The sequence below is a fragment of the Bacillus cereus group sp. BfR-BA-01453 genome (assembly GCF_022662915.1).
GTDB classification, from domain to species: Bacteria; Bacillota; Bacilli; order Bacillales; family Bacillaceae_G; genus Bacillus_A; species Bacillus_A paranthracis.
Genome location: NZ_JAKUEN010000023.1, coordinates 1 through 12949 on the forward strand (window position 1 = coordinate 1; position 12949 = coordinate 12949).

The window sequence follows — 12949 nt, forward strand, 5'->3', positions numbered from 1 at the left end:
GTTCATCCTGAGCCAGGATCAAACTCTCCAATAAAGTTAGTTTGTCTAGCATCTAAAATAAAAATTGACGTTTCACGTTGTTTGTTTCGTTCAGTTTTCAAAGAACTACTTCGCCGCTCAGAAGCGACTTTATCAATATAACATTTCGTTATATTTTCGTCAACAACTTTTTTCAATAAGTTGTTTTTCGTTTGTTTTGTTTGTTACCTTTCGTGGCAACGAATATAAATATACCAGTTTGATTATTAAAATGCAATAGTTTTTCTAATAAAATTTTTAACTTAGTAAAAAAGTATAAAAACAGCACTTTTCTTCTATATAAATATAATTTCTTCCAACATCAACATCTAATCTCCACGCTCATACTCAAATAAAGTGAAACTTTATTCAAGCCTCACCAATCGCGATAAAAAAAGCTTTGGAGAAATCTCCAAAGCTTAGTCTTGTTTATGACGCATAGCAGGGAATAATAGTACGTCACGAATAGATGGTGCATTCGTTAATAACATAACAAGACGATCAATACCAATTCCTAGTCCACCTGTAGGAGGCATACCATACTCAAGAGCTTCGATATAATCATCATCCATCATGTGAGCTTCATCATTACCTTGTTCGCGTTCTTTTAATTGCGCTTCAAAACGTTCTTTCTGATCGATTGGATCATTTAATTCAGTGAATGCATTTGCATGTTCACGTGCAACGATAAATAATTCGAAACGATCTGTGAATCGTGGATCTTCGTCATTCTTTTTCGCAAGTGGCGAAATTTCTACCGGATGACCGTAAATAAATGTTGGTTGGATTAATTTATCTTCTACTTTTTGCTCGAAGAATTCATTAATAATATGACCAACTTCCATTGTATCCTTAATTTCTACATTATGTTCTTTTGCAAGTTCACGCGCTTCTTCTACACTCATCGGATTCCAGAAATCTGCTCCAGAATGTTCTTTAATTGCATCTACCATATGAAGACGTGTCCATTCTGGTTCTAGATTAATTTCATAATCACCATACTGAATTGTTGTTGTACCTAGTACTTGCTTCGCGATATGAGCAACCATATTTTCTGTTAGTTTCATAATATCTTTATAATCAGCATACGCTTCATATAATTCAATCATCGTAAACTCGGGATTATGACGAGTTGATACACCCTCGTTACGGAATACACGGCCGATTTCATAAACTTTTTCTAATCCACCCACAATAAGGCGTTTTAAATGAAGTTCAATTGCGATACGCATATATAATTCCATATCTAACGCATTATGATGCGTAATAAAAGGACGCGCAGAAGCTCCACCTGCAATTGCGTGCATCATAGGTGTTTCCACTTCAAGATAACCATTGTCATCTAAGTATCTTCTCATTTCACGAATGATTTTACTGCGAGTAACAAATGTTTCACGACTTTCCATACTTGTAATTAAGTCTAAGTAGCGTTGACGGTAGCGTTGTTCAACATCTTTTAATCCATGATATTTATCCGGTAATGGACGAAGAGATTTCGTTAATAGCGTAAAGCCCGTTGCTTTCACCGAAAGTTCTCCAACGTTCGTTTTGAAAACTTTACCTTCAATACCTACTAAGTCACCTAAATCTGCCGTTTTAAATAATTCGTACTCTTCATCTCCAACAGCATCTTTACGAACGTAAATTTGAACTTGTCCATGTAAATCTTGAATATGTGCAAATCCAGCTTTTCCTTTACCGCGTTTTGTCATAATACGACCAGCGATAGAAACAGAGATTTCTTTCTCCTCTAATTCTTCTTTAGAGAACTCTCCATATAGGCTTAATAATTCATTTGTTGCATTTGTACGTTCAAAACGTTTACCGAACGGATCGATCCCTTGCTCACGTAAGTTATGTAGCTTTTCACGACGAACAAGCAATTGGTCGTTTAATTCTTCGTGGTTCATGTTATCCATGGTATTGATATCACTCCAGCTCTATTAATTTTTACAATATATACAGTATAGCATTTTCTACTCAACTAGAAAAACTGCCAGCAACTAACTGGCAGTTCTTCTTTCTTTCACGTAATTATAGGAAGTGTATAGAAGAATGTCAATCTTCCCTTCCTATTATTAACCAACGTGAATTGTTTGTTGTTTCGCTTCTACTTCTTCTACAAATGTACTTAATACATTTGCAAGGTCTTCACGCGTATTACAAGCATTGATACCATTACGTACAGTTGCATTACCACGAATGCCCTTTAAATACCAAGCTGCGTGCTTTCTCATCTCTCTTACAGCGACATTTTCATTCTTTAAATCGATCAGACGATCTAGATGCAACATACATACGTCAATTTTCTCACGTACTGTCGGTTCCGGCATTAATTCACCAGTCTCTAAATACTTTACCGTACGATAAATCATCCATGGATCTCCAAGGGCAGCGCGGCCAATCATAACACCATCTACACCAATTTCATCAAGCATACGCTTTGCATCTTGCGGCGTTGCGACATCGCCATTTCCGATAACCGGGATATTTACAGCTTGCTTTACTTGTTTAATAATATCCCAATCCGCTTTTCCTTCATACATTTGTACTCGTGTGCGCCCATGAACCGCTACCGCTTGTCCACCAGCACGCTCAACAGCTTTCGCATTCTCGATTGCGAAAATATGATCCTCATCCCAACCGATACGCATTTTTACTGTAACTGGTTTTTCTACAGCATCTACAACTGCCGCTACCATTTCATATATTTTATTTGGGTCTAAAAGCCACTTTGCTCCTGCATCACACTTAACGATTTTTGGTACTGGGCACCCCATATTAATATCAATGATGTCTGCTGTCGTATATTGATCTACGTATTTCGCAGCATCTACAAGAGTTTCTTTCTCGCCACCAAAAATTTGTAAACTTAATGGCTTTTCTCTCTCATCAATATATAACATATCTAATGTTCTTTTATTGTTCAGTAGTATCGCCTTATCACTTACCATTTCAGCACAAACTAGGCCTGCACCGAATTCTTTTACTGTCAAACGGAATGCAGAGTTACACACTCCCGCCATCGGTGCTAATACAACCGGATTTTTCATCTCAATATTTGCGATTTTTAACACTCGATTTACTCCTTCCTTCATGGTCACTTTGGCATTAGCTCATCTATCGAGACCTTTAATGCTTTAGCAACTTCCACTACAAAGTCTTGGGAAGGCGATCGATTCCCTCGCTCAACTTCACCTAAAACAGATACAGATACCCCTAATTCTTTTGCAAAACCTTCTTGCGTATAACCTTTTAGTTTTCGAAAAGCACGAATGCGTCTTCCCCATTTTTCTGCTTCCATACCGTTACTCCCTCTCGCCTTTTCATTTCTTCTACTTGTGAACGTGAAATGTTTTGTTTTATATCTTGATTAATCTCTAACAACGGAACGATAACAAAAGCTCTTTCGAACATCCGCGGATGCGGAACAATAAGATTCTCTGCTTCAATATTTTCTTGATTATATAGTAAAATGTCAAGGTCGATAGTCCTAGGTCCCCACCTAATTTCCCTTTTTCTTCCTAGATCATTTTCTACTTTTTGCGTTACTTTCAATAATTCTTGCGGTGATAAATTGGTAGAAATTTTTATAACTAAATTTAAAAAGCAACTTTGGTCAGTATAGCCAACCGGTTCCGTCTCATATACAGACGAAACATCCTCAACTTTGATATAAGGATTTTTATTCAGAAACTGAATCGCTTCAGTTAAATACGTATAACGCTCTCCAATATTTGAACCTAATGCAATGTAAGCTATATTATTCATGGACGTTCTCTCGTAATTTCTACCGCTACAGCACGATAATGTCCTGGTATCGGCGGATCTGGTTTAATTACCTTTATCGTACATCTTGAAATACTCTCATATTGTTTCAATATATCTGTAGCAATATTTTCAGCAATACTCTCTACAAGCTTATATGTTCTATCTTCTACAACTTTCCTACATAATTCGAAAAGCTCTCCATAATTAACAGAATGCTCTAAGTCATCACTTTCTCCTGCTTGTTTCAAATCCAATTCCACCGTTAAGTCCACTTTAAATCTCTGGCCCAATTTATTTTCCTCTGGGAATACACCATGATAACCGTAAAACTCCATATCATGAATATAAATTTTATCCAATTACTTTACCCCCTTACCAATCATCGCATCCATCATCTTAGCCATACGTGCCATTTCCTTCACATCATGAACACGAACAAACTCACAACCCTTTTCAATACCAAGACAAACGGTAGCTCCCGTCCCCTCAAGACGTTCTTCTACCGGTAAATCTAGCACATGCCCAATAAAGGACTTTCTTGAAGTCCCTAAGAGAACTGGATAACCTAGTACGTTTAACTGTTCTAAATTACGCATCGCTTCTAAATTTTGTTCAGGTGTTTTAGCAAAACCGATGCCTGGGTCTAAAATGATATTCTCATCTCGTACACCAGCATCTTTAGCAATTTTAATACTGTCATATAAATCAGCAACCATATCAGCCATTAAATTACGATAATTCATGTTATCGCGATTATGCATTAAGATAATAGGTACATCGTAATGAGCCGCAACTTCAGCGATTTTCGGTTCCGCCTTCGCTCCCCAAACATCATTAATAATATGAGCACCAGCTTCGATCGCTTGTTTTGCAACTTCCGCTTTATATGTGTCGATAGAAATAGGTAATTTCACCTCTTTTGAGACAGCCTGAATCATTGGAACAACTCGTTTTATTTCTTCTTCCACTGACACTTTAGCAAAGCCCGGACGAGTAGATTCGCCACCAATATCAATAATATGAGCACCTTCATCTCGCATTTCTTTCGCATGGCGCACTGCAGCATCTACCTCGTTGTAACTCCCACCATCAGAAAACGAATCTGGTGTTACATTTAAAATCCCCATAATTAACGTTCTTTCATTTAAGTTCAATGTATATTCGCCGCAGCGCAAATCATAATCCCACTTCAAACTACACATCTCCTCTTCGTAATTCATTTCTGCTCCACAATTTCTCTCTCTGCATTTCATAAAGGTTCATAAATCTTTTTGTAACCATACCTACTTTACCCGGGAAATCTCGTCCCTCTATACGATTAAGCGGAACAATTTCTTGAATCGAGTTTGTTACGAAGACTTCATCGGCTGAAAGTAATTCATCTTTTGTAAAGAAACCTTCCTTTACTTCTATACCAAGCTCTTCAGCAACCTTTATAATAAACGAACGAGTAATACCATTTAAAATCCCTGTTTCAAGCGAAGGTGTATATAAAATATCACCTTTCACAAAAAAGAGATTCGAAACAATACCCTCTGCAACATAACCTGCTTTAGTAAGGAAAATACCTTCCTTATTCACACCATTTCCAATTTCACGTTTTCCAAAAATGTTATTTAAATAATGATGAGACTTCAAGCGAGATGCACCCTCTGGTGTATTTCTCACTTGATTTAAGACAACCCCTTCTTTTTCCACTACATCTCCCGGGGCCGCTAAAGGTTTTATAAAAACAATAATAGACGGCTCTTCATACATTTCTGTTTGCAATCCAATTTCATCTATACCCGCCGATACATTAAAACGGACATACGCATGCTCTAATTTATTCTTAACGAGTAAATTCTTCAAAATAAGCATTACTTCATCTTTCGTCATCGACCATTTAATTTGCAACGTATCCAACGCATCTATTAAACGGTCATAATGATCATCCAATAAGAAAGGATGACCATTATAAATACGAAAAGTCTCAAAAACTCCAAGACCATATAAATAACCATGATCATAAGGAGAAATTCTCGCTTCACTCGATTCTACATACTGACCATTTACGTAAATTAACATGATGTCACACTTGGACTATATTTACGAATGAAATTCTGCAACAACTCTTTCCCGTGAGAAGTCATAATAGATTCCGGGTGGAACTGCACACCTTCAATCGGTAATGTTGTATGGCGGAGCGCCATAATTTCCCCTTCTTCTGTCCAAGACGTTACCTCTAAACAATCAGGTAACGTCTCTTTCTTAACAATAAGGGAATGATAGCGCGTCGCGGTAAACGGATTAGGGATATCCGAAAAAATCGTCTTCTCATCATGATGCATAAGCGATGTTTTCCCATGCATTAATCGCTCTGCACGGACAACCTCTCCACCAAACACTTGTGCAATGGATTGATGCCCAAGACAAACCCCAAAAATCGGAATCTTTCCGGCAAAGTATCGAATAACCTCCATACTAATTCCTGCTTCATTCGGACTACATGGGCCTGGCGAAATCATTAAAAAGTCTGGTTTCATATTCTCAATATCTAAAATAGTCACTTCATCGTTACGTTTAACAACAAGATCTTGTCCAAGTTCTCCAAGAAACTGCACTAAATTAAATGTAAAAGAATCATAATTATCAATCATTAATATCATTTCTCTCACCTAACCGTTTCTTCGCTACGTTCTTTTGCACGCCATAAAGCAATCGCCTTTTTTAACGACTCTTTATATTCATTTTCCGGGTTTGAATCAATTACAATTCCTGCTCCTGCTTGTACATGCGCTTTTCCATCTTTAGCAAGAAGTGTCCTAATTACAATATTCAATTCTGTATCTCCAGAATAACCAATCCAACCGATTGAACCTGTATAAATCCCTCGGCGAACAGGTTCTAATTCTTCAATAATTTCCATCGTACGTATTTTCGGGGCGCCAGTAATTGTCCCCCCAGGGAACACAGCCTTCACTAAATCAAAAGCATCTTTATCTTTTTCCACCTCACCACGCACATTAGAAACAATATGCATAACGTGTGAGTATTTCTCAATTACCATAAATTCATCTACTTCTACAGTGCCATATTTACAAACACGCCCTAAATCATTTCGTTCTAAATCCACAAGCATGACGTGCTCTGCTCTTTCTTTTTCATTCTCAATTAATTCTCTTGCCAATTCTTCATCCTCTTGCTCATTCGCCCCTCTAGATCTCGTTCCAGCAATTGGTCTTGTACTTACTTCAGTTCCTTGTTTCTTAATTAACAACTCCGGCGATCCACTAACAATTTGAAAATCCCCAAGCTCCAAGTAACCCATATATGGAGATGGATTAATTTCACGAAGACTTGTATAAATTTCTAGCGGGTGTGTTTGTAACGTTCTTTCTTGTCTCGTCGACAAGTTTACTTGGAACACATCACCAGCCCCAATATATTCTTGAATACATTCAACTGCCTTCATAAAACCTTCTTCAGTAAAAGCAACTGCTTCACTTTTCTTTTCAGGGCATGCAAACGGTATAGTCACTTCCGGCGCTTCTGTCGCCCAAAGAACCTTCCACTCATGCAATCGCTCTTTTGCCTCTTCATGCTTATCTACATAATGTGTAATAATCCATAACACTTTTTCTTTTTGATCATACACAAACACATCATCAAATAATAAAAAGAATATGTCAGGTATATTAATATCATCCTCTGCAAGGGAAGGAAGTTTTTCAATATAACGGATGCAATCATAACTAAAGTAACCAATTGCACCACCTTGAAAAGGCGGGTATTCCGGATTATAATCCGTTTTCCATCGCTCCATATATTCCTGCATTAAATCTAATGGGTTTCCTTGCTTTATTGTTTCCTTACCACTTTCACTTATATGTAACGTTTCACCCTTCCCTCGGATTACCGCTACTGGGTTTAATCCCACGATGTTATAACGACCGCCACGTCCACTCTCTAACAAAATGTGTTGCGGTTTATCCTTAGAAAGAAATTTATATTGCTTAAAGAAATCTAACTGATATGGAATAGAAAGCGCTAAAGATTTTCTTCGTTGCATATCAACACCCCGTCTTCTTTTATCCCACCCTCTTATATGAACCACTTCAAGCTACATTCGTTATGTATATAGAAGAGTTATATTCGAAGGCTAGTGAAAATAAATTAATGATACTACCTCTTATTTTACATGAAGTTTTCTAGTCATTCACTCTTTTCCTATTTCCAATCCAAAAAGAAAAAGCATCCTTTTTCAAGGATGCTTTTTCAATCACATGTAATTAAGACTCAAATTGATAAAGTGGTGTACTTAAATAACGTTCACCATTACTTGGGATAATAACAAGTACCTTTTTCCCTTTACCTAACTTTTTCGCAACTTCTGTCGCTGCATAAATAACCGCTCCTGAAGAGATACCAACTAGAATACCTTCCTCTTTAGCCACTCTTCTTGCATATTCAAACGCTTGCTCCGTTTTCACTTGAACAATTTCATCATATACTTCTACATCCAATGTCTCTGGGATAAATCCAGCCCCAATTCCTTGGATTTTATGCGGGCCTGGTTTCCCACCAGATAATACTGGTGAATCCGCAGGTTCTACTGCATAAATTTTAATATCTTTATATGCTTCCTTCAGCACTTCACCAGCACCAGTAATCGTTCCACCCGTACCAATACCTGCAATAAACGCATCTAATTGGTCGCCCATTTGTTCAACAATTTCTGGACCTGTTGTTAAACGGTGAATTTCTGGATTCGATTGGTTTTTGAACTGTTGTGGTATAAAGTAACCATTCTCTTTTGCTAATTCAGTCGCTTTACGAATTGCTCCACCCATTCCTTCAGGCCCTGGAGTCAATACTAATTCCGCACCGTAAGCACGTAATAAATTACGACGTTCAATACTCATTGTTTCTGGCATTACTAAAATTGCCTTATATCCTTTAGCAGCCGCTACCATCGCTAAACCAATTCCCGTGTTACCACTTGTCGGTTCAATGATTGTATCGCCTTCTTTTAATAATCCTTTTTTCTCAGCATCTTCAATCATAGCTAATGCGATACGATCTTTAACGCTGCTCCCTGGATTCATAAATTCTAATTTTAAGTATATATCTGCGCTGTCTGATTCTACGATGCGGTTCAACTTAACGATCGGCGTTTTCCCGATTAATTCTGAAACTGATTGTGCCACTCGCATTCCTGTCACTCCTAACACCGAGTATTTTTATTGGTTTTATCTATATTTAGATTTTGTCAGAAAATTCCCTGTTTGTCAATGTATTTAGAGGGCGAATTCCCTTATTACAAATTCTCAATTAAATTTGTAATATCTTCTTTAGAGAACTTGTATCGCTCATTACAGAAATGACAATGAACTTCTGTTTCTTCTTCTTCTTCACGAACTTGCTCTAACTCCGTTTTACCTAAACTAATTAACACACTCTCGATACGTTCGCGTGAGCATGTGCAATTAAATTGAACATCCATCGTTTCTAATACTTTTACCTTATCTTCTCCAAGGACTGCATACAGTAACTCTTCTGGAGAAAGCCCTTGTTCAATCAATGTTGATACAGGAGGAATCTTCTGTAAACGCTCTTCAATGAATGAAATTGTTTCTTCCTGTGCACCCGGCATAATTTGAAGGATAAATCCACCTGCTGCTAATATGCTATCATCTCCATTTACAAGGACACCAACACCTACTGAAGAAGGCGTCTGCTCAGAAACTGCAAAATAATACGTGAAGTCTTCTCCTAATTCTCCTGAAACAATTGGAGATTGACCAATAAACGGCTCACGCATACCAATATCTTTAATTACCGTTACAAACCCTTCAGTACCTACCGCTTGATATACACGTAATTTCCCTTGTTCTGTTCCTTCAAAGTCAACATGCGGATTCGTTACATAACCACGTACATCCCCATTTGCATGAGCATCTACTAAGATAGGACCAATCGGGCCATTACCTTCTACTTTAATCGTTAGCTTTTGGTCACCTTTTAACATTGCACCCATCATTGTACCTGCAGTTAAAGAACGACCAAGTGCCGCTGAAGCTGTTCTCCATGTATCATGACGTCTTTGCGCCTCACTTACCGTGTTTGTAGTACGTACACTATACGCACGCACTTCCCCATCAAATGCTAACGCTTTTACTAAATAATCTTTCATACTTATTTATTCACCTTTCTCATGCTGTAAATTTGCATTACGCTCGTATAACATATACAAACCTTTTAATGTTAAGAATGGATCTACAACATCAATTACATTCGATTCTTCTGAAATTAATTTCGCCAATCCACCTGTTGCAATAACTTTCGGTTCTTGTTTAGCTTCCTCTTTCATGCGCTTAACAATACCTTCCACTTGTCCTACATAACCATAAAGAATACCAGATTGCATCGCACTTACCGTATTCTTCCCAACTACACTGCTTGGTTTTGTAATTTCAATACGAGGAAGTTTTGCTGCTCTACTATATAAAGCCTCTGCTGAAATCATAATTCCCGGTGTAATAACTCCACCCATATAATGCTTTTCTTCGTTAATATAACAATATGTAGTAGCCGTACCAAAATCGACAATAATAAGTGGACTTCCATATAAGTGGATTCCTGCTACTGCATTTACGATTCGATCCGCACCTACTTCACGTGGATTTTCATATTTAATATTTAGCCCCGTTTTTATTCCAGGACCTACTACAAGCGGCTTAATTTTAAAATACTTTTCACACATGCGCTCTAAAGCAAACATAATTGGTGGTACAACTGAAGACACGATAATACCTTTCACATCTTCAAACGAAAGACCCTCATGCTCAAGCAACTGTTTTACAAGCATTCCATATTCATCTTCTGTCTTATGACGATCTGTTTCCATGCGCCAATGTTGACGAAGTTCCCCCTCTTCAAACACGCCCAGTACAGCATTTGTGTTCCCTACATCCAATACAAAAATCATATTCTCACCACTTATCTTATTTAATCTATATTTATGTAGTATGCATAAAACTTATAAAAACATCATATCACACATACTTATATAATCAGCTTTTCTATCCTCATCATTTTACAAAAAGATTACTCTCCATTTCAATTTTTAATACCAGATTTATTTAAATTCTTTTTCTACTTAGTTCCCTTCTACAAATAAAAAAGGAGTGACTATCGTCACTCCTTCATCTCTTACTTATCTTCTGATTCTTCATCGTCCTTCTTCATGTTGATGTTTACTTTCACATCAGCTGAAGATGTTGGACGTTCTGGCAATCTGCCATAATCACATAAATGATTAATTTGCTCTGCATCTAACGTTTCTACTTCAAGTAACGTTTTCGCAATAAGATCTAGTTTATCACGATTGTCAGTAAGAATTTGTTTTGCACGAGCATAACATTCTTTCATAATCGTTTGCATTTCCATATCGATTTCGTGTGCAATCGCATCACTATAGTTTTGTTCTGAATGGAAGTCTCTTCCTAAGAACACTTGACCACCTTGTGAGCTACCAAATTGCATTGGTCCAAGCTTATCACTCATACCAAATTCCGTAACCATACGTCTTGCAATACCAGTCGCACGTTGGAAGTCATTATGAGCACCTGTACTCACTTCACCAAATACAATTTCTTCAGCTACTCGACCACCAAGTAAACCAGTGATTTTATCAAGTAACTCTGGTTTTGTCATGAAGTAACGATCTTCTTTCGGAAGCATTACTGCATATCCACCAGCTTGACCACGAGGGACAATTGTTACTTTATGAACGACATCAGCTTCATCAAGAACAACACCAATTACAGTGTGGCCCGCTTCATGGAAAGCAACGATATTACGTTCTTTTTCAGAGATAACACGACTTTTCTTAGCCGGACCTGCAATAACACGATCCGTTGCTTCATCAATGTCACTCATATCAATTTTCTTCTTATCTTGACGCGCAGCTACTAAAGCAGCTTCGTTTAATAAGTTTTCAAGATCGGCACCAGAGAATCCCGGTGTACGAGTTGCAATTGCTCTTAAGTTGATATTCTCATCAAGCGGTTTATTACGAGCATGTACTTTCAGTACAGCTTCACGGCCATTTACATCTGGACGATCTACTGTAATTTGACGGTCAAAACGACCTGGACGTAATAATGCTGGGTCAAGAATATCAGGACGGTTTGTCGCAGCGATGATAATAATACCTTCGTTTGCACCGAATCCATCCATTTCAACAAGCAATTGGTTTAACGTTTGCTCACGCTCATCATGGCCACCACCAAGACCTGCGCCACGTTGGCGTCCTACCGCATCAATTTCATCAATGAAAATGATACAAGGAGCATTTTTCTTTGCGTTTTCGAATAAATCACGTACACGTGATGCACCGACACCGACGAACATCTCTACGAAATCAGAACCACTGATAGAGAAGAACGGAACGCCTGCCTCACCTGCAACGGCACGTGCTAGTAAAGTTTTACCTGTACCTGGAGGTCCCACTAATAGAACACCCTTCGGAATACGGGCACCAACTTCAGCAAACTTACGAGGATCTTTCAAGAATTCAACTACCTCAACAAGCTCTTGTTTCTCTTCATCCGCTCCAGCAACATCTCTAAAACGAACTTTTTTCTTTTCGTCATTATATAACTTCGCCTTACTTTTCCCGAAGTTCATAACACGGCTACCGCCGCCTTGAGCTTGGTTTAATAAGAAGAAGAATAAAATGAAGATAATGACAAACGGAATGATAGAAGTAAAGAAGGTTACCCAAGCACTTGTTTCTTCTGCTGGTTGATACTTAACTTCAGCACCTTGCGCTTTATCATTAATTTTCTTTTGTAATTCCTCAGTATTTGGTGCATAAGTAACAAATTGTTCTCCCTGGCTAGAGTTATTAAATTGTCCTTTTACTTCAAACACACCATTTTTCGGTTGAAGTTGCACATTACGAACTTCACCTTTTTCTAGTTTAGTAATGAATTTATCGTAGCTAACTGATGTCGTTTTTTGTGTCGAACCATTAAAATAGCTCACGATTCCAATTACTACTAGGAATATCAGTAAATAAAAGATGGTATTACGGAAGATACGATTCATTCCTAACCTCCTCTCACGGCATAAACACTATAGTAAATCGTAACATAGAAAAACTTTCCTATAC

At 37.8% G+C, this 12949-nt stretch carries 13 protein-coding genes; all 13 read right to left on the minus strand.

Annotated elements, in window-relative coordinates; genetic code table 11:
• Window positions 1–437: 437 nt before the first annotated feature.
• Window positions 438–1937 carry a lysine--tRNA ligase gene (gene lysS, locus MR070_RS25325; protein WP_000369678.1) on the minus strand — a complete coding sequence of 500 codons (1500 nt, stop codon included), beginning with the start codon at window positions 1935–1937 and terminating at the stop codon, window positions 438–440.
• 159 nt (window positions 1938–2096) lie between these two features.
• Window positions 2097–3095, minus strand: a complete 999-nt coding sequence (gene dusB, locus MR070_RS25330; RefSeq protein WP_000912260.1) for a tRNA dihydrouridine synthase DusB — start codon at window positions 3093–3095, stop codon at window positions 2097–2099.
• A 23-nt stretch (window positions 3096–3118) separates the two neighbouring features.
• Window positions 3119–3322: a helix-turn-helix domain-containing protein gene (locus MR070_RS25335; protein WP_000387027.1), complete on the minus strand. Its 204-nt coding sequence runs from the start codon at window positions 3320–3322 to the stop codon at window positions 3119–3121.
• Window positions 3274–3789: a 2-amino-4-hydroxy-6-hydroxymethyldihydropteridine diphosphokinase gene (gene folK, locus MR070_RS25340; protein WP_001059445.1), complete on the minus strand. Its 516-nt coding sequence runs from the start codon at window positions 3787–3789 to the stop codon at window positions 3274–3276. The genes MR070_RS25335 and folK overlap by 49 nt, the downstream gene beginning before the upstream one ends.
• A complete protein-coding gene (gene folB / locus MR070_RS25345; protein ID WP_000358059.1) occupies window positions 3786–4148 on the minus strand; it encodes a dihydroneopterin aldolase in 363 nt (120 codons plus the stop codon). Before folB ends, folK begins: the two co-directional genes overlap by 4 nt.
• The gene (gene folP / locus MR070_RS25350; protein ID WP_242262220.1) at window positions 4149–5009 is read right to left on the minus strand and encodes a dihydropteroate synthase; all 861 of its coding nucleotides are present in this window, start codon (window positions 5007–5009) and stop codon (window positions 4149–4151) included.
• Window positions 4984–5856 carry an aminodeoxychorismate lyase gene (gene pabC / locus MR070_RS25355; protein ID WP_242262221.1) on the minus strand — a complete coding sequence of 291 codons (873 nt, stop codon included), beginning with the start codon at window positions 5854–5856 and terminating at the stop codon, window positions 4984–4986. The genes folP and pabC overlap by 26 nt, the downstream gene beginning before the upstream one ends.
• Window positions 5850–6437, minus strand: coding sequence for an aminodeoxychorismate/anthranilate synthase component II (pabA, locus tag MR070_RS25360; RefSeq protein WP_000602274.1), 588 nt, complete (start codon window positions 6435–6437; stop codon window positions 5850–5852). Before pabA ends, pabC begins: the two co-directional genes overlap by 7 nt.
• A 5-nt stretch (window positions 6438–6442) precedes the next feature.
• On the minus strand, window positions 6443–7840 hold the full coding sequence (pabB, locus tag MR070_RS25365) for an aminodeoxychorismate synthase component I (RefSeq protein WP_070805068.1): 1398 nt from the start codon (window positions 7838–7840) through the stop codon (window positions 6443–6445).
• A 220-nt stretch (window positions 7841–8060) separates the two neighbouring features.
• Window positions 8061–8984 (minus strand): cysteine synthase A, encoded by a 924-nt coding sequence (gene cysK / locus MR070_RS25370; protein ID WP_242262222.1) that lies wholly within the window; start codon window positions 8982–8984, stop codon window positions 8061–8063.
• Between the two features lie 104 nt (window positions 8985–9088).
• Window positions 9089–9964, minus strand: coding sequence for a redox-regulated molecular chaperone HslO (hslO, locus tag MR070_RS25375; protein ID WP_000656366.1), 876 nt, complete (start codon window positions 9962–9964; stop codon window positions 9089–9091).
• 6 nt (window positions 9965–9970) lie between these two features.
• Window positions 9971–10759, minus strand: coding sequence for a type III pantothenate kinase (locus MR070_RS25380; RefSeq protein ID WP_000578367.1), 789 nt, complete (start codon window positions 10757–10759; stop codon window positions 9971–9973).
• A gap of 224 nt (window positions 10760–10983) precedes the next feature.
• Window positions 10984–12885, minus strand: a complete 1902-nt coding sequence (ftsH, locus tag MR070_RS25385; RefSeq protein WP_001079659.1) for an ATP-dependent zinc metalloprotease FtsH — start codon at window positions 12883–12885, stop codon at window positions 10984–10986.
• Window positions 12886–12949 lie beyond the last annotated feature (64 nt).

Bases quoted from the DNA above. Each gene is read 5' to 3' on its own strand.
- lysS (WP_000369678.1), bottom strand. From the start codon at position 1,937: ATGGATAACATGAACCACGAAGAATTAAACGACCAATTGCTTGTTCGT.
- MR070_RS25335 (WP_000387027.1), bottom strand. From the start codon at position 3,322: ATGGAAGCAGAAAAATGGGGAAGACGCATTCGTGCTTTTCGAAAACTA.
- folK (WP_001059445.1), bottom strand. From the start codon at position 3,789: ATGAATAATATAGCTTACATTGCATTAGGTTCAAATATTGGAGAGCGT.
- folP (WP_242262220.1), bottom strand. From the start codon at position 5,009: ATGAATTACGAAGAGGAGATGTGTAGTTTGAAGTGGGATTATGATTTG.
- pabC (WP_242262221.1), bottom strand. From the start codon at position 5,856: ATGTTAATTTACGTAAATGGTCAGTATGTAGAATCGAGTGAAGCGAGA.
- pabA (WP_000602274.1), bottom strand. From the start codon at position 6,437: ATGATATTAATGATTGATAATTATGATTCTTTTACATTTAATTTAGTG.
- pabB (WP_070805068.1), bottom strand. From the start codon at position 7,840: ATGCAACGAAGAAAATCTTTAGCGCTTTCTATTCCATATCAGTTAGAT.
- cysK (WP_242262222.1), bottom strand. From the start codon at position 8,984: ATGCGAGTGGCACAATCAGTTTCAGAATTAATCGGGAAAACGCCGATC.
- hslO (WP_000656366.1), bottom strand. From the start codon at position 9,964: ATGAAAGATTATTTAGTAAAAGCGTTAGCATTTGATGGGGAAGTGCGT.
- MR070_RS25380 (WP_000578367.1), bottom strand. From the start codon at position 10,759: ATGATTTTTGTATTGGATGTAGGGAACACAAATGCTGTACTGGGCGTG.
- ftsH (WP_001079659.1), bottom strand. From the start codon at position 12,885: ATGAATCGTATCTTCCGTAATACCATCTTTTATTTACTGATATTCCTA.